This is a genomic window from Methylorubrum aminovorans (assembly GCF_022179725.1).
In the GTDB taxonomy this organism is placed as follows: Bacteria; Pseudomonadota; Alphaproteobacteria; order Rhizobiales; family Beijerinckiaceae; genus Methylobacterium; species Methylobacterium aminovorans.
In genome coordinates, this window is record NZ_BPRC01000005.1 from 216,401 (window position 1) to 240,482 (window position 24,082).

General features: G+C 70.4%; 22 protein-coding genes. 9 read left to right on the forward strand and 13 right to left on the reverse strand.

What is annotated here, in order from left to right; translation table 11 throughout:
- Positions 1-39 precede the first annotated feature (39 nt).
- Positions 40-354 (forward strand): hypothetical protein, encoded by a 315-nt coding sequence (locus MFF24_RS10165; RefSeq protein WP_166060532.1) that lies wholly within the window; start codon positions 40-42, stop codon positions 352-354.
- 78 nt (positions 355-432) lie between these two features.
- Here the strand turns inward: MFF24_RS10165 and MFF24_RS10170 are convergent, their stop codons facing one another.
- Complete coding sequence (locus MFF24_RS10170) at positions 433-1,437, reverse strand: lipid II:glycine glycyltransferase FemX (RefSeq protein WP_238224367.1); 1,005 nt, start codon at positions 1,435-1,437, stop codon at positions 433-435.
- A 306-nt stretch (positions 1,438-1,743) separates the two neighbouring features.
- Between MFF24_RS10170 and speB the strand changes: the two genes are divergently transcribed.
- Positions 1,744-2,751: an agmatinase gene (gene speB / locus MFF24_RS10175; RefSeq protein ID WP_238224369.1), complete on the forward strand. Its 1,008-nt coding sequence runs from the start codon at positions 1,744-1,746 to the stop codon at positions 2,749-2,751.
- A gap of 126 nt (positions 2,752-2,877) precedes the next feature.
- On the opposite strand, the gene MFF24_RS10180 is transcribed toward speB, so the two are convergent.
- The 3 genes from MFF24_RS10180 to MFF24_RS10190 form a co-directional block, all read right to left on the reverse strand.
- Positions 2,878-4,077, reverse strand: a complete 1,200-nt coding sequence (locus MFF24_RS10180) for an HD-GYP domain-containing protein (protein ID WP_238224371.1) — start codon at positions 4,075-4,077, stop codon at positions 2,878-2,880.
- A gap of 379 nt (positions 4,078-4,456) precedes the next feature.
- Positions 4,457-7,612: an efflux RND transporter permease subunit gene (locus MFF24_RS10185; RefSeq protein WP_238224373.1), complete on the reverse strand. Its 3,156-nt coding sequence runs from the start codon at positions 7,610-7,612 to the stop codon at positions 4,457-4,459.
- 10 nt (positions 7,613-7,622) lie between these two features.
- Complete coding sequence (locus MFF24_RS10190) at positions 7,623-8,846, reverse strand: efflux RND transporter periplasmic adaptor subunit (RefSeq protein ID WP_238224375.1); 1,224 nt, start codon at positions 8,844-8,846, stop codon at positions 7,623-7,625.
- 270 nt (positions 8,847-9,116) lie between these two features.
- Here MFF24_RS10190 and MFF24_RS10195 point away from each other — a divergent pair, with 270 nt between their 5' ends.
- Positions 9,117-9,299 carry a hypothetical protein gene (locus tag MFF24_RS10195; protein WP_108941668.1) on the forward strand — a complete coding sequence of 61 codons (183 nt, stop codon included), beginning with the start codon at positions 9,117-9,119 and terminating at the stop codon, positions 9,297-9,299.
- A 226-nt stretch (positions 9,300-9,525) separates the two neighbouring features.
- Here MFF24_RS10195 and MFF24_RS10200 read toward each other — a convergent pair whose 3' ends face one another.
- The 3 genes from MFF24_RS10200 to MFF24_RS10210 all read right to left on the reverse strand — a co-directional run bounded on the left by MFF24_RS10200 (position 9,526) and on the right by MFF24_RS10210 (position 12,446).
- Positions 9,526-10,803 (reverse strand): GGDEF domain-containing protein, encoded by a 1,278-nt coding sequence (locus MFF24_RS10200; protein ID WP_238224377.1) that lies wholly within the window; start codon positions 10,801-10,803, stop codon positions 9,526-9,528.
- 195 nt (positions 10,804-10,998) lie between these two features.
- A complete protein-coding gene (gene hspQ / locus MFF24_RS10205) occupies positions 10,999-11,337 on the reverse strand; it encodes a heat shock protein HspQ (RefSeq protein ID WP_231344020.1) in 339 nt (112 codons plus the stop codon).
- A gap of 59 nt (positions 11,338-11,396) precedes the next feature.
- Positions 11,397-12,446 (reverse strand): HpcH/HpaI aldolase/citrate lyase family protein, encoded by a 1,050-nt coding sequence (locus MFF24_RS10210; protein ID WP_238224379.1) that lies wholly within the window; start codon positions 12,444-12,446, stop codon positions 11,397-11,399.
- A gap of 486 nt (positions 12,447-12,932) precedes the next feature.
- On the opposite strand from MFF24_RS10210, the gene MFF24_RS10215 reads away from it, so the two are divergent.
- Positions 12,933-14,231 carry a patatin-like phospholipase family protein gene (locus MFF24_RS10215; RefSeq protein ID WP_238224380.1) on the forward strand — a complete coding sequence of 433 codons (1,299 nt, stop codon included), beginning with the start codon at positions 12,933-12,935 and terminating at the stop codon, positions 14,229-14,231.
- A gap of 94 nt (positions 14,232-14,325) precedes the next feature.
- Here MFF24_RS10215 and MFF24_RS10220 read toward each other — a convergent pair whose 3' ends face one another.
- On the reverse strand, positions 14,326-14,877 hold the full coding sequence (locus tag MFF24_RS10220; RefSeq protein WP_238224421.1) for a winged helix-turn-helix domain-containing protein: 552 nt from the start codon (positions 14,875-14,877) through the stop codon (positions 14,326-14,328).
- A 459-nt stretch (positions 14,878-15,336) separates the two neighbouring features.
- Entirely contained in the window at positions 15,337-16,434 is a 1,098-nt protein-coding gene (locus tag MFF24_RS10225) for a replication protein RepA (protein WP_238224381.1), read from the reverse strand.
- A 762-nt stretch (positions 16,435-17,196) separates the two neighbouring features.
- Here MFF24_RS10225 and mazG point away from each other — a divergent pair.
- Positions 17,197-18,027 carry a nucleoside triphosphate pyrophosphohydrolase gene (gene mazG / locus MFF24_RS10230; protein ID WP_238224382.1) on the forward strand — a complete coding sequence of 277 codons (831 nt, stop codon included), beginning with the start codon at positions 17,197-17,199 and terminating at the stop codon, positions 18,025-18,027.
- 121 nt (positions 18,028-18,148) lie between these two features.
- Here the strand turns inward: mazG and MFF24_RS10235 are convergent, their stop codons facing one another.
- From MFF24_RS10235 to rimO, 4 genes are all read right to left on the reverse strand, one after another.
- The gene (locus MFF24_RS10235) at positions 18,149-18,310 is read right to left on the reverse strand and encodes a hypothetical protein (RefSeq protein ID WP_238224383.1); all 162 of its coding nucleotides are present in this window, start codon (positions 18,308-18,310) and stop codon (positions 18,149-18,151) included.
- A gap of 142 nt (positions 18,311-18,452) precedes the next feature.
- Positions 18,453-18,845: a DoxX family protein gene (locus MFF24_RS10240; protein ID WP_238224384.1), complete on the reverse strand. Its 393-nt coding sequence runs from the start codon at positions 18,843-18,845 to the stop codon at positions 18,453-18,455.
- Positions 18,846-18,855: 10 nt separating this feature from the next.
- Positions 18,856-19,041, reverse strand: a complete 186-nt coding sequence (locus MFF24_RS10245) for a hypothetical protein (RefSeq protein WP_108943043.1) — start codon at positions 19,039-19,041, stop codon at positions 18,856-18,858.
- 69 nt (positions 19,042-19,110) lie between these two features.
- A complete protein-coding gene (gene rimO / locus MFF24_RS10250; protein WP_238224385.1) occupies positions 19,111-20,457 on the reverse strand; it encodes a 30S ribosomal protein S12 methylthiotransferase RimO in 1,347 nt (448 codons plus the stop codon).
- A gap of 131 nt (positions 20,458-20,588) precedes the next feature.
- Here rimO and MFF24_RS10255 point away from each other — a divergent pair, with 131 nt between their 5' ends.
- The 4 genes from MFF24_RS10255 (at position 20,589) to MFF24_RS10270 (ending at position 24,067) form a co-directional block, all read left to right on the forward strand.
- Positions 20,589-21,005 (forward strand): hypothetical protein, encoded by a 417-nt coding sequence (locus tag MFF24_RS10255; RefSeq protein ID WP_238224386.1) that lies wholly within the window; start codon positions 20,589-20,591, stop codon positions 21,003-21,005.
- A 161-nt stretch (positions 21,006-21,166) separates the two neighbouring features.
- Positions 21,167-22,597, forward strand: a complete 1,431-nt coding sequence (pabB, locus tag MFF24_RS10260) for an aminodeoxychorismate synthase component I (RefSeq protein ID WP_238224388.1) — start codon at positions 21,167-21,169, stop codon at positions 22,595-22,597.
- Positions 22,594-23,223: an anthranilate synthase component II gene (locus MFF24_RS10265; protein WP_108941657.1), complete on the forward strand. Its 630-nt coding sequence runs from the start codon at positions 22,594-22,596 to the stop codon at positions 23,221-23,223. Before pabB ends, MFF24_RS10265 begins: the two co-directional genes overlap by 4 nt.
- On the forward strand, positions 23,210-24,067 hold the full coding sequence (locus MFF24_RS10270) for an aminotransferase class IV (RefSeq protein WP_238224389.1): 858 nt from the start codon (positions 23,210-23,212) through the stop codon (positions 24,065-24,067). Before MFF24_RS10265 ends, MFF24_RS10270 begins: the two co-directional genes overlap by 14 nt.
- Positions 24,068-24,082: the final 15 nt, after the last annotated feature.

Here is a 24,082-nt window from a genome sequence, read left to right on the forward strand (position 1 = left end):
TCGTTCCTCCACGCCACTCACAGCGACAGGAGCGAGATCATGGCCAAGGCCGACCGGCACAGCATGGGCCCCGGCGCGCAGGGCAAGGGCGACGGCAGCGGCGCGATGACCGATCTGCCCGAGGGCATCCTCGGCGAGAACGAGGTGCTGAGCAACCGCGACAAGTCCCGGCACTCCGACGAACGCGGCCTCGACAGCCGCCACGTCCAGACCGAGCAGTACCACGACCATGTCGGCGCCCGCCAAAGCGGAGGCCGTGCCGGCGAGGAGGAGGCCAATTCCAGCGGCCCCGCCGGTCCGATGACGAACACCTCGGGCGACACGAGCAGCCTGCGCTCGAAGCAGCGGGGTTGAGCCGCGACGCAAGGCTCGCGACTTCGTCAGGGCAGGGGTGCCGCAGACCCCTGCCCTTCTGCCCCTGCCCTTCTGCGTTCAGACCGAGCGCAGGAACAGGGCGGTCGCGGCGGCGCGGCGGACGAAGGTGTTGCGCGCGTAGATCCAGGTCGGGCCGCCCTGAACCACGTTGCGGCTCAAGGCTCGCTTGAAGTCGAAGACGCCGCGGTTGTCGGCCGGATCGACGCCGCCGAAATCGAAGCGGCTGGCGCCCTCCTCGCGGGCGCGCTCGACGATCCGCCACACGGCGAAGCTGGCCGCGCCGGTCGCCCGCGCCCGCTCGTTCGAGGCGGTGAAGAAATCGGTCCAGCGGTCCCGCGCGGTGTGGACGATGCGCACCAGGATCGGCTCCCCGCCCTCGCGGATCTCGAGGAAGAGCAGGTGCGGATCGGACGCCGCGAGGTCGCGATAGGCGTTCGTGTCGAGATCGTTCGAGAAGCCCTTGCGCTGCTGCAGGGCGGCATACATCCGCACGAAGGTGTCGAAGGCCCGCAGGCGCTCGTCCGGATCCGTCAGGAAGACGGCGGTGAGATCGGGCTGGCCCTCCGCCTTCTTGACCTCCCGGCGCCAGCGCCGGTCGGACGCGGCCAGGAGCGCGGCCGTGCCGGGCGTCAGGTCGAGCTCGATCGTGTGATCCTTGGCCGTGACCACGGGCACGAAGCGGTGCGACAGGAGGGCGGTGACCCCTTCCGGATCCTGGGGCCGGTAGCTCTTCACCGCGAGCAGATCCGCCGGGCGCAGGGCGAGATGGTCGAGGAAGGCGGCGAGCACCGCCTCCGCCCGCGACTGACCGCGCGGGGTGAGAACCGGCCCGCCCTGCACGAGAACCCGGCGGAGCGGCCCGCTGCGGCGCTCCTGGTACTGGATGTAGGCGAGATCCTCACCGTTGTCGCACAGGGCCACCCGCCGGACGTTCCAGCCGAGCCGGCCCTTGTAGGCGCCCCAGCTTCGCGACGCGTAGATGTTGGCGGCGGGCTGCTGCCAGAGAGCCTCGTCCCAATCCGCGGCCTCCGAACGGTCGATGACCGCGACCTGAGCTGCCATGAACCGTCATCCTCTCTCCGCGCGTCCCGTGCGCCCGCCCCCTGCGCCGGTCGTCCGATCCGCCGCACGACCTATCGACCGAGTCGGCGCGCCGCGTAAACTTGGCCGTAGCACGAGCCTGGGTCGCCAACGCCCTTGAACGCCGATGTATCCGCGCTCCGGACAGCCTCTGCGTAGTCTGCGTCGGCCCGACCCGACCACGGGGACCTGGCGCCGGGATCGACGGCTCGGGCGGGGAGAGGCTTGCGGGCGAGCGCTCCGAACGGCTTGATGCGGCGAGCGAGGACGCCGCGGGGGAGGTTCGTCATGGTGGATCGGGATACGGACGAGCGGGCCAAGACGCGGGCGGACCGCTTGGCGCGGTTCCAGCCGGCCTCCGGGATGGTGACGCCGCGCTTCTCCGGGCTCGCGAGCTTCATGCGGCTTCCGGTGCTCGATCCGGCCGAGGCGGCGGATCAGGTCGAGATCGGCCTGATCGGCATCCCCTTCGACGGCGCCACCACGGGCCGGCCCGGCGCGCGGCTCGGGCCGCGGGCGGTGCGCGAGGCCTCCACCGGCACGCGGGCGCTCAACCACGCCACGGGGGTGGCGCCCTATGCCCTGGCGCCTTGCGCCGATCTCGGCGACGTGCCGGTGAACCCCGTGGACGCCGCCGAGACCGCCCGGCGGATCGAGGCGTTCTACCGGCCGCTCGCGGAGGCGGGGATCGTGCCGCTTACGGTCGGCGGCGACCATTTCATCACCTATCCGGTGCTGCGGGCGCTTAGCGCCGCCCGGCCGGTCGGGCTGATCCACATCGACGCCCACAGCGACACCGACGACGCGCAGTATGGCGGGTCGCGGCTGACCCACGGCACGCCGTTCCGGCGCGCCGTCGAGGCGGGCGTGCTCGATCCGCGCCGCTGCATCCAGATCGGCCTGCGCGGCAGCATGGACGCGGCCGACGAGCGCGACTGGGCGCTGGCGCAGGGGATGCGCATCCTCGCGATGGAGGAGGTCTGCGCCCGCGGCCTGCCGGAGGTGGCCGCGGAAGCCCGCGCCGTGGTGGGCGAGGGCCCGACCTATCTCAGCTTCGACATCGACGCCCTCGATCCCGCCTTCGCCCCCGGCACCGGCACGCCGGAGATCGGCGGCTTCACCACGCGGGAGGCGCTACACCTGCTGCGGGCTTTGCGCGGCCTCGATCTCGTCGGGGCGGACGTGGTCGAGGTCGCCCCCTCCCTCGACCCCGCCGGCATCACGGCACTGGCGGGCGCGGGCATCGCCTTCGAGATCCTGTGCCTGCTGGCCGAACGGGTCGCGGCGCGGGTTTGACCGGCCCGAGAAACCGGATTTCGAAAAGGTGAGCCTTTTCGCGGGTCCAGGGCAGAGCCCTGGAAGAATGCAGAGGCTCCACCCCGGCGCCCCGCCAAAGGGATGATCCCTTTGGAAACCCTGGGATCAGCCCAGCACGGAGGGTCCGCCGGCGGCGCCCCCGGCGCGGGCGATGATCGGGCGGTAGACCCGCAGCAGGTCGGGATCGAGCTGGCCGGCCTGAGCATCCATGATCGCGGCGGCCTCGGCGGCGGACAGCGGCGGGCGGTAGACCCGGCGCTCGGTCAGGGCCGAATGCACGTCGCAGATCGCCACGAGCCGCACGAGGTCACCGATCTGCGCGCCCCTCAGACCCTCCGGGTAGCCGGACCCGTCGAGGCGCTCGTGATGGTAGCGTACGACGTCGAGGATGTCGGACCCGAACGTGGCCTCCCTGGCCAGCAGGTCGGCGCCGAGCGCGGCGTGGGTGCGCATCACCGCCATCTCTTCGACCGTGAGCGGGCCCGGCTTGTTGAGGATGGCCTGGGGGATCAGCGCCTTGCCGACATCGTGCAGGAGCGCGGCCTTGGCCAGGCGCTGCCGGTCGGATCGGGAGAATCCGAGTTCGGCGGCGAAGGCGGCGGCGAAGCCCGCCACGCTCAAGGAGTGCTGGTAGACCTGGATGTCGTGGCGCCAGACGAGGTCGAGCCAGGCGCGGATGCCGATCTCGGAGACCGTGTCGAGCACGATCTGCGTGCCCTCCTCGGCCTCCGCGGGAGCCGGCGGCCGGCCGGCGGCGGCGCTGTCGAACAGATCGGTGACGAGGGCGGTGGCCCGCTCCACCCGCATCTCGGGGGGCCCGCCGGCCGCCGCGGGCACGCCGCCGCGGGCCGTGGCGCGCCCGCCCCTCGCCTTCCCCTGGGCGACGAGGCGTTGAAGCGTCGGGACGATGCCGGCGGATTGGCGCGGATCGATCACCGTCGGCGCACCGAGCAAGGCCGCCGCCGCCGCATCCTGGGCCGCGTTGCCGCGGGCGAGATAGAGGCAGGGCAGCCCGCTCTCGCGGATGTTCCTGGCAAGCCAGGTCATCCAGGCGCGACTCCGATCATCGGCCCGGTCCGCGGAGAGGTCGGTGGCGAGATCGACAACGAAGGCGAGGGGCCGGCCGGCCGGCAAGCCCGCGCCGGGCTCGATCACGCGGCAGGGCAGGACGAGGGCAATGCCGCGGGACAGACGCTCCGCCCGCTCGCGACGATCCGAGACGAGGACGACGACATCCTCGGGGCGTTCGTCCCGGCGCCGTTGGCTCGCGTCTTGGCGCCCGTCTCGGTCTCGCGGTTCCCGCATCGGTCATCCATCGGCCGCAAGGCCCGTGGTGGACGCGAAGCGGTGTCTTGGCCCGGATACATCAAAAGTGTTGCAAAAAGCTTCGCGCTCTCCCGGTCATACAACCCGAGCGTATTCGAGCAATGCATAGCCTGATTGCCGACGCAGATGTAGCCTCCATGAAACTTCACCGTGCTTCGCTTCGGAGGTGAGGCCTGAAACGATACTCTAGCCCCCTGTTTCACCAATTTATCTCAAGACAACCCCGTTTTCGTCTCCCTATTCCATCTCGGGGCGTCACTCCGATTGCCGTCCGAAAACGGCCACCCACCCGGACCAGCACTGATACAATTCGTTCGATCTGTTTGCATTGCCGATTCCGCGCCTCGCACGAACGGGATCACTCGGCGGCGGTCGGCCTCCGGTCGAGCCCGCCAAGGTTGGCCGGCGGGCCCGGACGATAGGCCTCCTCCTCCCCTCCGCCCTGCCCCGCCTCCGGCTCGTCGGCCTCGCCGACGAAGCGGCCGAACAGGCGCACGAACAGCCGCGACAGGTCGTCGACCAGCAGGAAGATCGCCGGCACGAACACGAGCGACAGGCCGGTCGAGACGATCAGACCGCCGATCACCGCCACCGCCATCGGCGCGCGGAACTCGCCGCCGATGCCGAGCGCCATCGCCGAGGGCACCATGCCGGCCGCCATGGCGATGGTGGTCATCACGATGGGTCGCGCCCGCTTGCGGCCGGCATCGACGATGGCGGTGACGCGATCGACGCCGCGGGCCATCTCCTCGATGGCGAAATCGACCAGCATGATCGCGTTCTTGGTCACCACGCCCATCAGCATCAGGATGCCGATGACCACCGGCATCGAGATCGGCATGTGGAAGATCAAGAGCCCGAGGATCGCCCCGCCGATGGAGAGCGGCAGCGAGAACAGGATGGTGAGCGGCTGGAGGAAGTTGCCGAACAGCAGAACGAGGACCCCGAACACCATCATCAGCCCGGCGCCCATGGCGAGCGCGAAGCCCTCGAACACCTCGCCCATCACCTCGGCATCGCCCGTCTGGCGGATGGTGACGCCCTCGGGAAGGTTCGTGGCGGCGGGGAGCGCCATCACCTGCTCGATGATCGAGCCGAGCGCGTCCGAGCCCTGAAGGTCGCCCTCGACGGCGACGCGCACCGTGCGGTCGTAGCGCTCGATGGCGGTCGGGCCGCGCCCGAGTGTCAGGTCGGCCACGGTGGCGAGCGGCACCGCCGCGCCGGCCTTCACCGGCACCTTCAGGCTCGCGATCTCCGGCAGTTGCCCGCGCAGGCGTTCCGGCAGCATCACCCGGATCGGGACCTGCCGGTCCTTGGCATTGAACTTGGCGAGGTTGGCGGCGATGTCGCCGATGGTGCCGACCCGCACCGTCTCGGCGATGACGTCGGTCGAGACGCCGAGGTCGGCGGCGACGCCGGCCTTGGGGGTGATGCGGATCTCGGTGCGGTCGAGCGGCGCGGTCGACATCACGTTGACGAGGTGGGGCACGCCCGCGGCCTCGCGCTGGAGCCGGGCTGCGACGTCGGCCACCACCGTCTTGTCGGGCCCCGACACGATCAGCGCGAATTCCCGCTGCCCGCCCTCCTGCAGCGACCAGAAGCGGATGTCGGGTACTTGGCGCAGGACGTTTGAGATCTTGAGATCGACCTGCTTCTGGGTCAGCGACCGCTCGCTCTTGGGCACGAGGTTCACGGTGAGGCTCGCCAGCCGCACCTCCTTCTTGCCCGGAAGCTGGCGCCCCCCATCGACGAAGACGCTCCGGACCTCGGGCATCGTCCGCAGGGTCTCGACGATGCGGTCGGAGACGCGGCTGGTGTCGTCGAGACGGGCGCCGGGGGGCAGTTCGACCACGAACATCGTGCGCGCGGCGTCCTCCGCCGGGATGAAGCCCGCGGGCAGGAGCCGGGTCGAGGCGATCGAGCCGGCAAAGCAGGCGAGGCCCAGGATCAGCGTCAGGTACTTGTGCCGCACCGACCACGCCACGAGGCGGGTATAGGCCCGCATCACCGGGCCCTCGTGCGTGTGGTCCGGGCCGTGATCGCGCAGGAAGTAGGCGGCGAGCAGCGGCGTGATCAGGCGCGCGACGAGGAGCGAGATGAACACCGCCGCCGCGATGGTGAGCCCGAACTGCTTGAAGTACTGGCCGGCAATGCCGGGCATGAAGGAGACGGGGGCGAAGATCGCGATGATGGTCGCGGTGATGGCGATCACCGCGAGCCCGATCTCGTCGGCGGCCTCGAGCGCGGCGCGGTAGGCGGATTTGCCCATCCGCATGTGGCGGACGATGTTCTCGATCTCGACGATGGCGTCGTCGACGAGGATGCCGGTCACGAGCGTGATCGCGAGCAGGCTGACCGCGTTGAGCGAGAAGCCGAGCGCGCTCATCACCCAGAAGGTCGGCAGCACCGAGAGCGGCAGCGCCACCGCCGCGATCAGGGTGGCGCGCCAGTCCCTCAGGAACAGGAACACCACGATCACCGCGAGAGCAGCGCCCTCCAACAGGCCGATCATCGCCGAATGGTAGTTGCCGATGGTGTTGACGACGCTGGTGTCGATCAGGTCGAAGCGCACGCCCGGATTCTCGGCGTGCAGCGTCTCGATGCGTCGGGCCACGGCGACCGCGACCTCGGCGTCGCTCGCCCCCATCGCCCGGGAGATGGCGAAGCCCACCACCGGTTCGCCGTTGAAGCGGGCGAAGGTGCGCGGCTCCTCGGCCGCGTCCATCAGGCTCGCCAGCTCGTCGAGGCGGACCTTGCGCCCGCCCGGCACGACGATGGAGGTGGCCCCCAGCGTCTCCAGGCTCGCCGAGGCACCGAGTGTGCGGATCGACTGCTCGCCGCCGGCGAGCTCGCCGCGCCCGCCCGCCATGTCGGCGGAGGTGAGGCGCAATTGCCGGTTCACGTCCGCGGCGGTGATGCCGAGTGCGAGCAGCCGGTCGGGTTTCAGGGTTACGCGGATCTCGCGGGCGACGCCCCCGAGCCGCTCGACGCCGCCCACCCCCTTCACCCCCTGGAGCTGGCGGGCGACCACGTCGTCGACGAACCACGACAGGTCCTCCGGCGTCATGGCCGGCGCCGAGGCGCCGTAGATCATGATCGGCAGGCCGGCGATCTCGACGCGGCTGATGATCGGCTCGTCGATGGTGCGCGGCAGGTTGATGCGGATCTTCGAGATCGCATCCTTCACGTCGTTGACGGCGCGGTCCTGGTTCACCTCCAGGCGGAACTCGATCGTGGTGATCGAGGCGCCCTCCGAGATGGTCGAGAGGATGTGCTTGACCCCCTTCACCCCGGCCACCGAATCCTCGACCCATTTCGTGACCTGGGTCTGCAGTTCGGCAGGTGCGGCGCCCGATTGCGTGATCGTCACCGAGACGATCGGGATGTCGATGTTGGGAAACCGCGTGATCGGCAGGGACCGGAAGCTGACGAGGCCGAGCACGATCAGCACGAGGAACAGCACGAGGGAGGGGATCGGCTTGCGGATCGCCCAGGCCGAGACGTTGAGGCGCATGCGATGATCCTCAGCGAGTCCCGGCCGCGGCCTGGGGGCCGGCGGGGAGCACGGGCCGCACCCGGTCGCCGTCGCGCAGGAACGAGCCGGCGCGGGCGACCACGGCCTCTCCCGCCGCGAGGCCGGAGCGGATTTCGGTAAACCCCTCGGCCGAGAGGCCGGTCTCGACCCGGCGGGCGGAGACGCGGCCGTCCGCGACGGCGAGCACGCTGGCCGAGCCGTCGGCGGCGTAGAGCACGGCGGCAAGCGGCACCCCCACGCCCTCGCGCCGGGCGACCTCGACCCGGCCGCGGGCGAAGGCGCCGATATGCAGCGCCGGATCGGCGTCGAGGCGGATGCGGACCCGGCCGAGGCGGGTCGCCCGGTCGACCTCCGGATAGACCCGGCGCACGGCGCCGGGCGTGACGCGCCCGTCCTCCCATTCGAGGCGGGCCGGGGCATCGACCTTGAGCCGCGGCAGGGCGAATTCGGGAACCTCGCCCTCCAGCTCGATCTCGCCGCGGGCGATCAGGCGGAACAGCGGCTCGCCGAGCGCGCTCGCGGTAGCGCCGACCCGCGCCGTGCGGCGGCTGACGATGCCGGCCTCCGGGGCGCGGATCTCGGTGCGGGCCCGGCGCAGGCCGATCTCGCGGCCTTGCGCCCGCGCCGCGGCGAGATCCGCCTCGGCGAGCGCCAGCCCAGCGCGGGCCGCGTCGAGCCGGCCGTCGGCGCCCTGCGCCGCCGAGACCCGCTGCTCCAGGGTGACGGCGGTGGCGTTGCCGGTCCTCACCAGCGCCTGCGCCCGCTCCAGGGCCTGGCGCGCCTCGGTCTGGACGGCCTGCGCCTGGACGATCTGGCTCCGCGCCTGGATGATGGCGGCCTCGGCCTTCGCGGTGGCGGCGAGGTTGGCGGCCTCCTGCGTCTCGATCATCTCCAGCGAGAGCCGCGCCAGCACCGCGCCGCGCTCGACCCGGTCGCCCTCCTCGACCAGCAGCGCGACGATGCGCAGGCCCTCGACCTCGGGGGCGACGAGGATCTCGTCGCGGGGCACCAGCGTCCCGGTCACCACCGCCCGCTCGACGATCTCCCGCCGCTCGGCCGGCACCACGCTCACCGCAGGGAGCAGCGCGGCCGGATCGGGTACGGAAGAGGCGGGCGGGGCCTCGGCGGCACGCGCCGGTAGCCAAACGGGCCAAGCGAGGCAGGCAGCGGTCAGCAGGACCGCGACGGAACGGGACAGAGAACGGATCGACATCGCGAATCGCCTTACGAGCGCGCCGATGCGCCGCAGCCTGCTTCCGTGCAGCAACCGGCGATTTCGTGGCGAGCCCGATCGCCGGGGCCGCGCCAGCCGGCGCCGTTGCGCCGAAGCATCATCGTGTTTTGCGCGGCGGGAGCGAAGCTTTCGTCTGCCTCCACAAGCGGGAACGGTGCTCGAATCAGTTCTTCCTGCCCTCGGCCCTGCAACCGGACCGGTTTCACTGGGTTGTTCCCTCACGAGATTTTCGATGACGGGCGGTTCACCATGAGCATCTTCCAGATCCGGCAGAAGACCAGCGGCGCCATCCTCTGGACCGGCAGCGCCGACGACGAGCGCACCGCCCTCGACGCCATGGCACGCGAGGCCGGCTATCCCGATTCTTCCGCCCTGCCCGATACCCTGCGGGCGGGCGGCTTCGAGACGGCCAAGCTCGACCTGATCTCCTGACGCCGGTCGGAACCGGTCCGATCTCTCTTTCAATCGACTGGTACGGTCTCCGCCTGATCAGAGCGGGGAGCGGATCAGCCAGCGCGCGGCGCTTGAGCGACGGCCAAAGCCGCCATCCCGAAGGGATCAACCGGATTTGGTATGAGTCATCGACGGGGGCGTCCACCATGCGGGCGCCCCTTCGTCGTCGGGCCGTGATCGAGCCTTGAAGCGGGTCTCGGCGCCCTCAGGCGCAGCAGCCCTCTCCGGAGGCGAGCGGGGACGGCGCCGTGTCCGCCCGGCGGTGCCCGCAGCCGCGTTCCGCGGCGGGCTGCACCAGGCGGCGGACATGGAGGCGATCCCGGCCCTGACGTTTCGCCTCGTAGAGCGCCGCGTCGGCCGAAGCCGTCAGGGTTTCGAGCGACAGGTCCGGCTTGGCCAAACCCGCGGTGAACAGGGCAGCGCCGATGCTCACCGTGGCGCCGGCCGGCAGATCCCGGCGGCGCGCGCGGGCCATGCGGGCGCCGATCGCCGCGCCCAGCGCCTGGACCGCCGCCTCGTCCAGTCCCGGCACCAGGATCACGAATTCGTCCCCGCCGAGCCGCGCCGGGATCGCCTCCCGTGTCGGGCCGGCTTCGAGCACCTCTGTCAGCACCTCCGCGAGCGCCACCAGCAGCCGGTCGCCGGCGGCGTGGCCGAAGCTGTCGTTGACCGTCTTGAAGCGGTCGATATCGAGCAGCAGCAGCGCCCCCGGCCGGTGCCGCGCGGCCATGGCGTCAAGCGCCGCCTGCGCCCGGCTCTCGAAGGCGCGGCGGTTGTAGAGGCCGGTGAGGGCATCGCGCTCGGCCAGCGCCGTCATCGCCTCCTCGCGGCGGCGGCGCACGGCGGCGGCCATCAGCAGCGCGAGCAGCACCTCGACGACGATGCCCTCCACCAGCGAGACCTGGATCAGCACGCCCTTGAAGCCGACGATGCTGACGAAGGCGCCGGGCAGGGGCACCATCAGGGCCTTGGCGGCGTAGAAGGCACCGTGGATGGCGAAGACGAAGCCGAGGCCGTCCGAGGCCGCGGTCCGCTCCTCGAACGGCGCGCCCGAGCGGGACAGCAGGCCGTGGGCGGCCTTCAGCGCGACGAGGGCGACGAGGGTGGAACCCGTGATCGCGAAGACGGGGGTGGGGTCGATTCCCTCCGGCAGGATCAGGAGCCCGGCCCAGGGCAGCAGCAGGCCCCACCAGAGCGGCGCGACCCGGCGCCCGGTGAAACGGGCGACGCCGAACAGGAACAGGAGATGAGCCACCACGAGCAGGCCGTTGGCAAACCAGACCCCGACGAGGAAGGAATAGGCGCGCAGCAGCGACAGCGAACTGCCGAGGACGATGACGGCGAAGCCGGCGCTCCAGAACAGCAGCACCCGGTTGCGCAGGGTCCGCCACTCGAACGCGAGAAAGCCCGCGGCGGCGGCGGCCGCCACGAGGCTCATGAACAGCATGGTGACCACGTCCATCGCGATCAGGACCTCATGCAACGCGAGAGCATCGGGCTGGATACCGGATCCAGCGCGATGCTCTCGTCTCTTGTTCTTGCATCATCTTTCTCCGAAAGGCGGCGGCCACCTTTCGGGACGATGCTCTAACGTTGCTGCACCTGATAGCGGTCGCGGTTGAACAAAGCGTTCCGCGGCGGGATCGTTACGCTTCCGGCCCGACGGGCGGAACGACGGTCAATTCGCGTGGCCGATCCGCATGCGGTAGGCGCCGTCGGCGCTGCGCTCGAACACCTCGGGGATGCCGGCATGGCGCAGGGCCTCGCCGGAGGTGTCGGGCACGAGGTTCTGCTCGGAGACGTAGGCGACGTACTCGCTGTCCGCGTTCTCGGCGAGCAGGTGGTAGAACGGCTGGTCCTTGCGCGGCCGGACCTCCTCGGGAATGGCGAGCCACCATTCCTCGGTATTGGCGAATTCCGGGTCGACATCGAACACGACGCCGCGGAACGGATAGATCCGGTGCCGGACCACCGCCCCGAGGCCGAATTTCGCGGTTCTCATGCTGGTCTGGGTCATGACCGATAGATAGGCCTCGCGCCCCTTCCGTTCCAACGCGAGGCCACCATCCGCGACGATCAGGGCAGATTGTAGACCTTGGCGAGATCCGGATCCTTCTCGGCCACGAGGCGCGCGAGGTCGACGATGACCTTGGCCTGCTTCCAGGTGGCGTCGTCCTGCATCTTGCCGTCGATCATCACCGCGCCGGTGCCGTCGGGCATCGCCTCGACGATGCGGGCGGCGAAGTTCACCTCGGCCGGATCGGGGGCGAACACGGTCTTGGCGAGCGCCACCTGGCTCGGATGCAGGGTCCAGGCGCCGGCGCAGCCCATCAGGAAGGCGTTGCGGAACTGCACCTCGCAGGCGGCCGAGTCGGAGAAGTCACCGAACGGGCCGTAGAACGCCTTGATGCCGTTGGCCATGCAGGCATCGACCATCCGGGCGATGGTGTAGTGCCACAGGTCCTGCTGGGCGGAGGCGCGGGCTTCCTCGCCCTTCGGATCGCTGAGGACGCGGTAATCCGGGTGGCCGCCGCCGACGCGGGTGGTCTTCATGCCGCGCGAGGCCGCGAGATCGGCCGGCCCCAGGCTCATGCCGTGCATGCGCGGACTTGCGCAGGCGATGGCGTCCACATTGGCCACGCCCTCGGCCGTCTCGAGGATGGCGTGGACGAGGATCGGCTTCCTGACGCCGTGGCGCGCTTCGAGCTGGGCCAGCAACTGGTCGATGTAGTGGATGTCCCAGGGGCCCTCGACCTTGGGCACCATCACCACGTCGAGCTTGTCCCCGACTTCCGCCACGAGGGTGAAGAGGTCGTCGAGGATCCAGGGCGAGTTCAGGGCATTGATGCGGGTCCACAGGCCGGTGCCGGAAGCCGCGAAATCGGTGGCCTTGGCCATCGCGACGAAGCCGTTGCGCGCCGCCTCCTTCTGGTCGGCGGGCACCGCGTCCTCCAGGTTGCCGAGCACCACGTCGACCGTCTTGGCGAGTTCGGGCACGCGGGCGCGGACCTTCTCGTTGTGGGGCGGCACGAAGTGGATCATCCGCTCGAGCTTGATCGGCAGGTCGCGGAACGGCTCGGGCGCACCGGCGGCGAGCGGCTGGAAGAAGCGGCGCGGCAGTTTCATCGGCTCTCGGTCTCCGGCTTCGCGAAAGGCCTTTCGTGAAGGGCTTGGCGTCTGCCCTCCGCCTTATGTCCCTGGCGTTAGAGCACGGCGCCCCCCGGCGTAAAGCCGACCTTGGTCCTCCCCCTTCACCTGTCCGCGCGCTTCGCCTGCTGCGGTGGATTGTGCGCCTGCGCACGAATCGTCACGGATCGAGGCGGCGCATCCGCCGGCGGGTGATCCGAAAGCGAAGATTGCGCCGCGATCCGAATTGGAGGAGAATTTCCGAAGGTTCAGGCGTTTTCATCAAGACGTTTGTTGTCTTGGCAGCTGCGGCCCGGCTTCCAAGACAGTCTCGAGGCCTGCGGCAGCGTGGCCGCGGGACACGCGAAACGGCAAAGCTTGCCCGGCGAAGCTTTCGGCGCCGGGCCGGCAGGACGGAACGGACCGCCACGACCCGTGTTTTCCGGCCGAGGCGGGCTGTCGAACACCGTCGGGAGACGTGCGTCGATGCCGAAACTGTTCCATGAACCGACCCTGCCGATCCGCCCGTGGCGGGTCGGCCGACCCCTGACCGGCGTTCTCGTCGCGCTGGCCCTGTCGCAGGGGGCGCTGGCCGCACCGGCCGCGAAGAAATCCACCGACGAGCGGCCGGACTACACCGCCGCCCAGGCCGCGACCGCGCGTCCGGCGGGCCTGCCGGCCTCGGTCAGGATCGCGGGCGACGACGTGCGCGCGTTCCAGGCCCTGATCGACGGGGCGGCGCGCGCCGCCGATCCCTGGCTGGTGCTCTCCGGGGGCGGGGAGAACGGCGCGTTTGCCGCCGGCCTGCTGTCCGGCTGGTCGGAGCGCGGCGACCGCCCCGAATTCGGCGTCGTCACCGGCGTCTCGACCGGCGCGCTGATCGCGCCCTTCGCCTTCGCGGCGCCGACGCTGGGCGACAAGGCCGACGCGGCGCTGCGCGCGAACTACACCGAGATCTCGGCCGCCGACGTGTTCGAGTTCGGCGGCACGCCCGATTCCCTGACCGACACCTGGCCGCTGAAAGAACGGATCGGGCGCGCGGTGACACCGGCCCTGCTCAAGGCGGTGGCGGCCGAGCATGCCAAGGGCCGCCGCCTGCTGATCGCCACGACGCAGGTCGACAGCGAGCGGCCGGTGCTGTGGGACATGGGCGCGATCGCCCAGCGCAGCGCCGAGACCGGCGACCCGCGGGCGCTCGCCCTGTTCCGCGCGATCGTGCTCGCCTCGACGGCCGTGCCCGGCGTCTTCCCGCCGGTGGCGATTCCCGCCGAGGCGAAGGATGGGTCCAAGGACGGCACCAAGACCAAGACCTTCGCGGAGCTGCACGACGACGGCGGGGCGATGGCCCCGTTCTACCTCGCGCCCGCCGCCGCCCTGGACGGGGAGGCGCGGCTGCGCCTGCCGACGCACCGGGTCTACCTCGTCGTCAACAACCGGCTCGAACCGGAATTCCAGATGGCCTCGCGCACCACGCTCTCGGTGCTCGGCCGCACCATGTCGGCGGCGATCAAGGCGCAGACCCGCGCGGCACTCGCGCTCTCGAAGGGCTTTGCCGAACGGACCGGCCTCGATCTCCGGATCGCCCTGATCGACGGGCGCTTCGCCAAGACCTCGGAGAAGCCGTTCGACCAGCCTTACATGAAGGCGCTGTTCGCCCACGGCGAGGCCCTGGCCCGCGACGGCAGCGCCTTCGCCCAGGCCCATCCGCCCGCCGCGGCCCTCGGACTAAACCTGGATCGGCGCGAGGCCGCGGAATCGACCGGCTCCGTCACGGCCGCGCGCTGAGGGCGCCGCCGCTTTCACGAGAGAAACACACGAAGAGGCGGCTCCCGAAGGAGCCGCCTCTTCGCGTTTCAGGGCAGCAGCGGACGAGAGAGCCCTATCCTTCCTCCGCATCGGCCGGGGCGTAGACGGCCTCGCCCAGCCGCTTGAGCGGGCCGCCGGGGCCGGAGCGCTTCCAGAGCCGGGTGTTGAGCGCTGCCACTGGATCCTGCCCCGGCAGGGAAAAGCCCTGCTCGGTGATCCGCGCCAGGATCTCGCTGGCATGCAGCGGACGGCCCGCCTCCTCCAGGACGGCGAGGGCCGCCTCGATCACTGCCCGGCCGTAGCGGCGGGCGAGCACGGTCTCCGACAGGGCGGCCTCTCCCTTGTCCGGCGCGACGAGCGCCGGCGCAGGCGGTTTCGCGCGCTCGGCGGCGGGCGGAGCCGGAGGAGCAGAGGCCGGGGCCTGAACCGGCTGCGAAGCGGGTTGCGGAACCGGGATCGGGGCGGGCGCGTCCACTCGCTCATCCGGCGCGGGCGCGGCCGGACCGCCGAGCCGGCGGCCGAGTTCGAGGTAAAGCAGGAGATCGGCGATCTGCCGCTCGATCGCGTCACGCTGCCGACGCAGCGCCTCCAGCCGCGCCAAAGCCTCGGCTTCCGACAGGACCATTCCGGTCTTCCCGCTCATCCATTCCCAGCAAGGGAACACATTTGGAATGGAACATGGCATGGCTCAAACAGGAATGCGAGGGCTTTCCATTCCGTATGGTTTCTTCCCTGGCAAGCCGGGGCGATGAAGCCTGTTCGCGCGGTTTCAGGGAAAGACCACCGCTCCTGATGCTGGGGTGCCGAGCGAACGCTCAGCCTCGAAATACCCCGGAACGGCTGTTCCCACGGCCCTGCTGCGGCCGGAGAGGCGTTGCGGCGTACTTCGGCGGCTGCTGCCGCAGCAGCTCAGCATGAGGAGACTTCAGGCTGCCGGAACAGGCGGGTCGAACGGGCTCCAAGACGGAATGAACCAGCCCCTCGTCCCTGGGCCGGAAGCCCCCTCAATGGAATATTCCATTATATCGTAGGAGGCTGAATTGATGATCAGGAATATTCCAATTAGGAAAATTCCGGGCCGCCGTCAGGCGCGGGCCGTCGCTGCTATCGCGCGCGCGGAGCGGGCGGCCTTGGGCGGCACCAGAAGGCTGCCGGGATCGGCCGGGTGGAGCAGCATGCCGCCCTCGTCGAGGTCGATCCGCAGCCGCGGGAACACCTCCAGCAGGCCGGCGAGATCTGCCTTGAAGGCTTGGCGGAAGCTGCGCAGGCTGGCGTTCTCGGCGCCGAACTGACGGTGCAGATTGTCCCAGGTCAGCCGCAGGGGGCGCTGCAGGGCGCGCAGGCGATAGCCGGTCCAGAACAGCAGGTCGAGCTTGCGCGCCGAGCCGGAGAAGGCGCGCGCGGCGCGGATATCGACCGGCAGGGCGTGGCGGATCAGGCTGTCGTAGAAGTCCTGGTGGAACGAGACGGTGCGCTGCCAGACCAGGCCGTCCTCGCCCCGCCGCCAGAGTTCGAGCTGGCGGAAGGGGGGCACGTTGAGGGTCGAGGCCTGCCCCTCCCCGTCCCACAGGCCGAGCTGCATCGAGCAGGCGGCGAGCCGGTTGAGCTGTTCCTTGAAGGCGCCGATGGTGCCGCGCTCGCCGCCGGTGACGGCGAACCCCATCGCCTTCATGAAGCCGGAGAGGCTGTCGGCGACCTCGATGGTCGGGCTTCTCTGGCGCACCGCCTCGGTGCAGAGATGCAGGAGCACCAGCCGGGCCTTCGGGCCGTAGGGCAGGCCCTGCAGCTCCATCTCGCCGGTGATCGGGTTCTTGAGGCGCCCGGCCGAGAGGCTCAGCGAGTTGCGGCCGTATTCGCGCACGAAGTCGCGGGCGTCGCCGGGATCGCGGTAGGGCAGGCCGCACAGCGCCAGCACCGAATGCAGGTGCTGGAGGTTTTCCGGGCCGGTGGGCTCGCTCTCGATCACCTCGCGCACGGCGTCGCGGCGGCGGCGGTCGCGGCCCATGGCCTCGCGGGCCTCGGCCTGCGCCCCCTCTTGCGCCCGGGCGGCATCGCGCTCGCGCTGGCGGTACAGCAGGTGCTCGACGATCGGCGCGAACAGGAACCCGCCCCGCGCCGCCTCCAGCTCCGCCAGCAGATCCGGGTCGCGGATCGCGGCGATCTTGGCCTCAAGCCCCGACATGGCGCGCCCTCAAACCCTCCCGCTGCGTGTCACGTCGTGTTCGCCTTCCTCGCCTCCGGCTCCGGACGGAATCGTCGGAAGCACCCTCAGGGCCGCAACCGATCTGTCACGATTCGGCTCCGCGGAGTCCCGTGCCCTTTCGGAGTTTTCCCGGGAATCCACGCTTAGGGGCCAGAGTCCTGCACAGGCCCGTGGGTCGAGACCGGCGGTGGTGCCGATTTCGGCCACGCAGAGTTCCATACGCAAGCCGGCCGACCCAAATCCGCCCGCGCAGAGTTCAATACGCCCCCTGTCCGGCCCCTGGCCCCGGACTTGTCCCCGCTCTTCCCCGGCCAAACCGCTTTTGCACGCCGAATCCGGTACGGGCCCGCGCAGAATCCGATGCGGATGGCCTCACCGAACGCGCAGAATCCGATGCAAGGCCCCGCAGAGTTCGATGCTGTCTCGCGCAGAGTTGGATGCGCGAAAGCCCCTTAAACCACGGTGTAAGCGAGGCTTTTTCGGACACCCTATAACCTGCTGAACTGACTCCCTGAGAATCCTTAACAGATAGCTTTCCTAGGGAGGGTAGCGCTGCGTTCGCTAAACCGAACGACGGCTTTTTCGCTTCTTTTCAAAAGGAATAAAGGGAATTCTGCACAGGCTATGCCCCTCTCCTCCCCGCTCTGAGAGAGCAAACCGGCGCTGTGCCGTCGCCGCGAACGGTCTATGAGCGGTGGCTTGCCCGAAGGCGGGCTTGCGATGCGGGACGGGGCTCAATGGATGAACGAAGCGCCGATCGACAGGCTGCTGGCGCTGATGGCGCGCTTGCGCGATCCGGAACGGGGCTGCGCCTGGGACGTGGCGCAAAGCTATGAGACCATCGTCCCCTACACGATCGAGGAGGCCTACGAGGTCGCCGATGCGGTGGAACGCGGCGACCGGGGGGATCTGCGCGACGAACTCGGCGACCTGCTGCTCCAGGTCGTGTTCCAGGCGCGGATCGCCGAGGAGGAGGGCGCCTTCCGCTTCGACGACGTGGCCGAGGCGATCTGCGCCAAGCTGATCCGGCGCCACCCGCACGTCTTCGACGCGTCCGGAACCTTCCTGCCGCCCGAGCGGCGCCCGACCGACCCGGCGGCGATCCAGGCGGCCTGGGAGACGATCAAGGCGCGGGAGCGCGCGGAGAAGGCGGCGGCCGGTAGGGGGGAGGCGGCGGGACCGCTCGCCGGGGTCTCCCGCGCCCTCCCCGCCCTCGCCCGGGCCGATCGGATCTCGAAACGCGCCGCCGCCGTCGGCTTCGACTGGCCGGATGCGGCCCAGGTCCTGGCCAAGGTGCGCGAGGAGACCGACGAGGTCGAGGAGAGCTTGGGTGCGGGCGAGCCGGAGGCGGTGTTCGAGGAGATCGGCGACCTGCTGTTCTCGGTCGCCAACCTCGCCCGTCACGCCGGCGTCGATCCGGAGGAGGCCCTGCGCCGCGGCACGCTCAAGTTCGAGCGCCGCTTCACCGCCATGGCCGCCCGGCTCGCCGCCGAGGGGCAGGCCCTGGAAGACACCGCCCTCCCCGCCATGGAAGCCGCCTGGCAGGCGGTGAAGCGCGCCGAGAAAGTCTGAAGCGGGTTCGGGGATTCCAAAGGGATCATCCCTTTGGCGGGGCGCCGGGGTGGAACCCCGGCATCCCTTCAACCAGGGCTCTGCCCTGGACCCGCGAAAGGACGCGTCCTTTCGAAACCTCTTACTTGGCGGTCCTCGGGTGGCCCTTGCGCGGCGGCTTGGATGCCTTCGGCTTCAGGCGCTCCACGACCTGTTCCAGGGCGCGCTCGACCGCCGCCTGCTCCGGCGGCGCGGCACCGTCCTGCGGGCGATTCGTCGGGTTCGAGTCGCGGCTCTTCGGCATGGGCGCGAGCCTAGACAGGGTTACGGGGTGAAGACCACCGGTTGAGCCCGTCCCGATACGCTGCCGACGCCGTTTTCCTCAGCGAAAAGCCTTGTGTCCTGTCGGGTTAATCTTAACGAGATACTCCGGTCTCGCCGGTCTTTCATGCCGTGAAGGGCCAATCGACGGCGTGGACGGCGTAGAGCGCCCACCACACCATCACCGGCTGAAGCGCGAGCCGAGGGCCGTGATACCACCACGTGTCGGGGATCGGCGGTACGGCGATGCCCTCCACGGCCTGCTTGATGTTGGCCGGGAACACGCAGACCGCGTAGAGCGCCAGCATGATGCCGGCCAAGCGCCGCAGGCGCGGCACGAACAGCGCCCCCGCGCCGGCGATCTCGCACAGCCCGGTGCCGATCACCACGAGGCGCGGCTGCGGCACCCAGTCCGGCATGATCGGCAGAAAGCGGTCGGTCGCCGCGAGGTGCACGACGCCGATGAAGCCGTAGAGGCCGGTCAGGCCAAGGCGCAACCAGAGGCGGTCGTCGCGCATCGCCGAGCCGTCAGGCGGACCGGTCGTCCCCGGAATCCGTCTTGCTCTCGCCCGACTTCGTGTTGCCGCGCGCCGCTTCCTCGGCCTCGGTGCCGGCGCGCTCCATCGGGCCCTGTTGCGATTTCAACTGGCCCGTCGCCGGGTCCTTGGGCGAAACCGCGGCCCCGCTGCTCTGGTCGCGCTGCTCCTCGGCCATCCGTTCCTCGCCCGCTTCGGTTTTCGGTGACGGGGCAACGTTTCCGCGCGGGCGGTGGTTCGCCCTGCCCTACACCGCGATGCCGTGCAGATCGTAGGCGTCGGCCCGCTCGATCTTCACGGTGACGATGTCGCCGGGCCGCACCGGGCGGCGCGAGGCGACGTGGACGCTACCGTCGATCTCCGGCGCGTCCGCCTTGGAGCGGCCCCGCGCCCCGCTCGGGCCGGCCTCGTCGATGATCACTTGGAGACGCTTGCCCACCTTCGCCCGCTGCAGGCGCAGCGAGACATGGCTCTGCGCCTCCATGAAGCGGCGCTTGCGCTCGGCCTTCACCTCCGGCGGCACCAGCAGGCCGAGGTCGTTGGCGGGTGCGCCCTTCACCGGCTCGTACTCGAAGCAGCCGACGCGCTCGAGCTTGGCTTCGCGCATCCATTCGAGCAGTTCCTCGAACTCGGCCTCGGTCTCGCCGGGGAAGCCGACGATGAAGGTCGAGCGGATGGCCAGCTCCGGGCAGATCTCGCGCCAGCGCCGGATGCGCTCCAACTGCTTCTCCTGGTTGCCCGGCCGGCGCATGCGCTTGAGCACCGAGGGGCTGGCATGCTGGAGCGGCATGTCGAGATAGGGAAGGATTTTGCCCTCGGCCATCAGCGGGATGACCTCGTCGACATGCGGGTAGGGGTAGACGTAGTGCAGCCGCACCCAGGCCCCGAGCTCGCCGAGTTCGGAAGCCAGGTCGTAGAAGCGGGCGCGCACCTCGCGGTCGCGCCACGGGCTCGTGGCATAGCGGGTGTCGATGCCGTAGGCGCTCGTGTCCTGCGAGACGACGAGCAGCTCCTTCACGCCGGCTTTGACCAGCTTCTCGGCCTCGCGCAGCACGTCGCCCGCCGGGCGGCTGACGAGGTCGCCGCGCAAGGACGGGATGATGCAGAAGGTGCAGCGGTTGTTGCAGCCCTCGGAAATCTTCAGATAGGCGTAGTGGCGCGGGGTGAGCTTGACCCCCTGCGGCGGGATCAGGTCGAGGAACGGGTCGTGGGCGGGCGGCACCGCCTCGTGCACGGCGGCGACCACCGACTCGTAGGCCTGGGGCCCGGTGACGGCCAGGAGGTTCGGATATTTCTCGCGGATCTCGTCCGGCTGCGCGCCCATGCAGCCGGTGACGATCACCCGGCCGTTCTCGGCCATGGCTTCGCCGATGGCCTGGAGCGACTCCGCCTTGGCCGAATCGAGGAAGCCGCAGGTGTTGACGATGACGACATCCGCCCCGTCGTGTCGGCGCGACAGCTCGTAGCCCTCGGCGCGCAGATGGGTGAGGATGCGCTCGGAATCGACGAGCGCCTTGGGGCAGCCCAGCGACACGAAGGAGATCCGCGGCGCGGCGGCGCCCTTGGTGTCCGAGGGGGAGGCGGTTGCGGTCATGACGGCCCGTTGGGGCGGCGCTTCCGGATCGGAAGCCCGCGCGTCCTGCATCGATGGCGATGGAGGCGCCGATATAACGGCATTGGGGCGCGGTTGCGAGCGTGGCCGGAAACAGGAGCGATCGAAAACGAATGGAGTGCGACTGCACCTGGATCAGCCTGCGCATCCGGCATCCGAGCCGGCCGGCGGCGGACCTCTGCCGCGCCCTGCCCTTCGCGCAGAGCCGGACCTGGGACGTCGGGGCTCCGCGCACGAACCCCAAGGGCGTGCCGCAGCCCGGGCACTTCGCGGAAACATACGCCACCTTCCCGCTGAGCGAGAGCGCCGGCCCACCCGCCGAGGCCGTTTCGGCCGCTGCCGAACGGGTCGCGCCGTATGGCGACCGGCTCCGAGCGTGGCAGGCGGAGGGTGGCGCATGCGCGTTCTTCGTGGGCTGGTTCATGGAGGGCGGCCAATCCGGCGATCTGTTCGAGCCCGAGCTACTCGGCCGGCTCGGAGCGCTCGGCATCGGCCTGTCGCTCGACATCTATTCCGGAGCGGATTTGTAGAACGATCTCAGGGCAAGAGACACTCGCTTCATCAATTACTTGAGCATGTATCCTGAGCCATCGGTTGAACGGCATCGCCGTCGTTGCGCATACCTCTCACGCGAGCCCGGAAGGTGGGGGCGATTGACGGACGGCCGCCCTACGCCCTTGGGTAAATCCAAATGAGCGCCGCACGAGGCACGACGGCCGAACCCATGGTCTGGACCCGCGAGATCCCCTTCATCGACCCGGTCGCGGCCGCGGCGCAGCTCGCCCGGCTGCCCGGGCTCGCCTTCCTCGACAGCGCCATGCGGCACGACACGCTGGGCCGCGTCTCGGTACTGGCTGCCGACCCGTTCGGGCGCTTCCGCTATCGCGACGGCCGCGCCACACTCGACGGGCGCGCGGTGCCCGGACGGCCGCTGGAGGCGCTGCGGGCCTGCCTCGCACCCTACCGTCTGGCGCCGCAGGCCGAGCTGCCGGCCTTTCCGGGGGGGGCGATCGGCTACTTCGCCTACGATCTCGGCGCGAGCCTGGAGCGGGTTGCGGCTCCGGCGCGCCGGGCGGAGCTGACCGACGACATCGCCTTCAACCTCTACGACACGCTGCTCGCCGTCGATCACGGCCGGCGCAGCTGCCTGCTGATCGCGACGGGCTTTCCCGAGACCGATCCCTTCGCTCGGGAAGCGCGCGCGAAGGAACGGCTCGACGCCTTCGCGGCGCGGCTCGCCGCACCGTCCGAACCTCTGCCGAAATGGGCCAGAGCCAAGCTCGCGTGGCGCTCGAACTTTTCGCGCGAAGCCTATGAAACCGCTGTCGAAACGGTTCGAAATTACATTCGTGCCGGCGACATCTATCAGGCCAATATCGCTCAGCGCTTCTCCGCCGACTTGCCCCCCGGCTTCGACCCGTTCGCCTTCTACCGGCGGCTTCGCGAGACCAACCCGGCGACCTTCGGGGCCTATCTCGATTTCGATGGCCTGACGGTGGCTTCCTCCTCGCCCGAGCGCTTCCTCAAGTTGGAGGGGCGGGCGGTCGAGACCCGGCCGATCAAGGGCACGGTGGCCCGCGATTCCGATCCCGCCCGCGACGCCGAGATCGCTGCCGCCCTCCAGGCCAATCCGAAGGAGCGGGCCGAAAACATCATGATCGTCGATCTGCTCCGCAACGACCTGTCGCGGGTGTGCGAGCCCGGCAGCGTGCGGGTGCCGACCCTGTGCGGGGTGGAATCCTATGCCGGCATCCACCATCTCGTGTCGGTGGTGACGGGCACCCTTCGCGACGGCGCGGACGCCCTCGACCTCATCGAGAAGACCTTTCCCGGCGGTTCGATCACCGGTGCGCCGAAGCTCAGGGCCATGGACATCATCACCGAGATCGAGGGGGACGCGCGCGAGCTCTATTGCGGGGCGATCGGCGCGCTCGGCTTCGATGGATCGCTCGACACCTCGATCGCGATCCGCACCGTCGTCATGGACGACAGACAGGCGGTGCTCCAGGCGGGCGGCGGCGTGACGCTGCTCTCCGAGCCCGGCCCCGAATACGAGGAAACGCTGACCAAGGCGGCCCGCGTCTTCGCGGCTTTCGAGACGGCCTCCGAGGAGGGCGCATGATCCTCGTCGTCGACAACTACGATTCCTTCGTCTTCAACGTGGTGCGCTACTTCGAGGAGCTGGGCGAGACCGTCGAGGTCGTGCGCAACGACGCGCTCGATGTCGCCGGCATCCGCGCCCGCAACCCCGAGGCGGTGGTGATCTCGCCCGGCCCCTGCACCCCGGCGGAGGCCGGCGTCAGCCTGCCGGCGATCCGCGAACTCTCCGGCGAAGTGCCGATCCTCGGTGTCTGTCTCGGGCATCAGGCGATCGGCGCGGCCTTCGGCGGCCGGGTCGAGCGGGCGGGCCGCCCGCTGCACGGCCACGCCACACCGATCCGCCACGGGGGCGAGCGGCTGTTCGAGGGGCTGCCGCAGCCGATGCAGGTCGGCCGCTACCATTCGCTGATCGTGGCGCCGACGCCGGAGATGGAGCGCCACCTCACCGTCGATGCCGCCTCGGGGGAGGGCGAGGTGATGGCGCTGTCGCACCGCAGCCACCCGACCTGGGGCATCCAGTTCCACCCGGAATCGGTGCTGACCGAGAACGGCCACGCCCTGTTTTCCAACTTCCTGAAGGGCGCCCGCGCGTGGCGGGCAGCGGGCGCGCCGGAGCGGACGGACAGGCTCGCCGATGCTGTGGTCTGACGGACGGCTGGTCGAGGGCGGCACCCTCCCCTTCGCCATGGCCGACCGCGGCCTGCTGCTCGGTGACGGGGTGTTCGACACGGCGCTCGGCGTCCAGGGCCGGGTCGCGTTCGAGGGCGCCCATGTCGACCGCCTCACCGCCGCCGCGGCGGCACTCGGCTTCTCCGCCGAGCGGGAGCGGATCATCGAGGCGATGCGGGCGCTCGCCGGCACCGCGCCGCTGGCGGCGATCCGCACCACGCTGACCCGCGGCCCCGGCCCGCGCGGGCTCGCCCCGCCGCCCGAGCCGGCACCGTTCCTATTCGGCAGCGCCGCGCCGGCTCGCGCCGTCCTGTTCTTCGCGCCGCTGCGGCTGGCGCTCACACGAATCGCCCGCAACGACACCTCGCCGACCGCGCGCCTCAAGACGCTCGGCTATCTCGACGCGGTGCTCGCCGCCCGCGATGCGCAGGCGCAGGGCTTCGACGAGGCCCTGTTCCTCAACACCCGTGGCCGCGTGGCCTGCGCCGGCACCGGCAACCTTTTTGCGATTTTGGAAGGGACGCTCGTCACCCCGCCGCTGGAGGAGGGCGTGTTACCGGGCATCGTCCGGGGCGAGCTTCTCGCCCGGATCGCGCCGAGCCTCGGCATCGCGGTCGAGGAGCGCCCTCTCCTGCCCTCCGATCTGGAGGCCGCCGAGGCCCTGTTCGTCACCAACTCGCTGCGCCTGCTCGCGCCCGTGGCGGCGCTCGGTGCGCGAGCCTACGACAGTGCCGGGCACCCGGCTGTCCAGCGTCTGTGCGCGGCGCTGCGGGCGGCGGTCGCGGCGGAATGCGGGGTCGGGCTGGACGCGCTCGACCCGTGATCCGGTAATCCTGGG

Bases quoted from the DNA above. Each gene is read 5' to 3' on its own strand.
- hspQ (WP_231344020.1), bottom strand. From the start codon at position 11,337: ATGACCCAGACCAGCATGAGAACCGCGAAATTCGGCCTCGGGGCGGTG.
- pabB (WP_238224388.1), top strand. From the start codon at position 21,167: ATGAGCGCCGCACGAGGCACGACGGCCGAACCCATGGTCTGGACCCGC.
- MFF24_RS10245 (WP_108943043.1), bottom strand. From the start codon at position 19,041: ATGGCCGAGGAGCAGCGCGACCAGAGCAGCGGGGCCGCGGTTTCGCCC.
- MFF24_RS10190 (WP_238224375.1), bottom strand. From the start codon at position 8,846: ATGTCGATCCGTTCTCTGTCCCGTTCCGTCGCGGTCCTGCTGACCGCT.
- MFF24_RS10185 (WP_238224373.1), bottom strand. From the start codon at position 7,612: ATGCGCCTCAACGTCTCGGCCTGGGCGATCCGCAAGCCGATCCCCTCC.
- MFF24_RS10210 (WP_238224379.1), bottom strand. From the start codon at position 12,446: ATGAAACTGCCGCGCCGCTTCTTCCAGCCGCTCGCCGCCGGTGCGCCC.
- MFF24_RS10235 (WP_238224383.1), bottom strand. From the start codon at position 18,310: ATGCCGAAGAGCCGCGACTCGAACCCGACGAATCGCCCGCAGGACGGT.
- mazG (WP_238224382.1), top strand. From the start codon at position 17,197: ATGAACGAAGCGCCGATCGACAGGCTGCTGGCGCTGATGGCGCGCTTG.
- MFF24_RS10165 (WP_166060532.1), top strand. From the start codon at position 40: ATGGCCAAGGCCGACCGGCACAGCATGGGCCCCGGCGCGCAGGGCAAG.
- MFF24_RS10195 (WP_108941668.1), top strand. From the start codon at position 9,117: ATGAGCATCTTCCAGATCCGGCAGAAGACCAGCGGCGCCATCCTCTGG.
- MFF24_RS10255 (WP_238224386.1), top strand. From the start codon at position 20,589: ATGGAGTGCGACTGCACCTGGATCAGCCTGCGCATCCGGCATCCGAGC.
- MFF24_RS10225 (WP_238224381.1), bottom strand. From the start codon at position 16,434: ATGTCGGGGCTTGAGGCCAAGATCGCCGCGATCCGCGACCCGGATCTG.
- MFF24_RS10265 (WP_108941657.1), top strand. From the start codon at position 22,594: ATGATCCTCGTCGTCGACAACTACGATTCCTTCGTCTTCAACGTGGTG.
- rimO (WP_238224385.1), bottom strand. From the start codon at position 20,457: ATGACCGCAACCGCCTCCCCCTCGGACACCAAGGGCGCCGCCGCGCCG.
- MFF24_RS10220 (WP_238224421.1), bottom strand. From the start codon at position 14,877: ATGGTCCTGTCGGAAGCCGAGGCTTTGGCGCGGCTGGAGGCGCTGCGT.
- MFF24_RS10180 (WP_238224371.1), bottom strand. From the start codon at position 4,077: ATGCGGGAACCGCGAGACCGAGACGGGCGCCAAGACGCGAGCCAACGG.
- speB (WP_238224369.1), top strand. From the start codon at position 1,744: ATGGTGGATCGGGATACGGACGAGCGGGCCAAGACGCGGGCGGACCGC.
- MFF24_RS10170 (WP_238224367.1), bottom strand. From the start codon at position 1,437: ATGGCAGCTCAGGTCGCGGTCATCGACCGTTCGGAGGCCGCGGATTGG.
- MFF24_RS10270 (WP_238224389.1), top strand. From the start codon at position 23,210: ATGCTGTGGTCTGACGGACGGCTGGTCGAGGGCGGCACCCTCCCCTTC.
- MFF24_RS10240 (WP_238224384.1), bottom strand. From the start codon at position 18,845: ATGCGCGACGACCGCCTCTGGTTGCGCCTTGGCCTGACCGGCCTCTAC.
- MFF24_RS10215 (WP_238224380.1), top strand. From the start codon at position 12,933: ATGCCGAAACTGTTCCATGAACCGACCCTGCCGATCCGCCCGTGGCGG.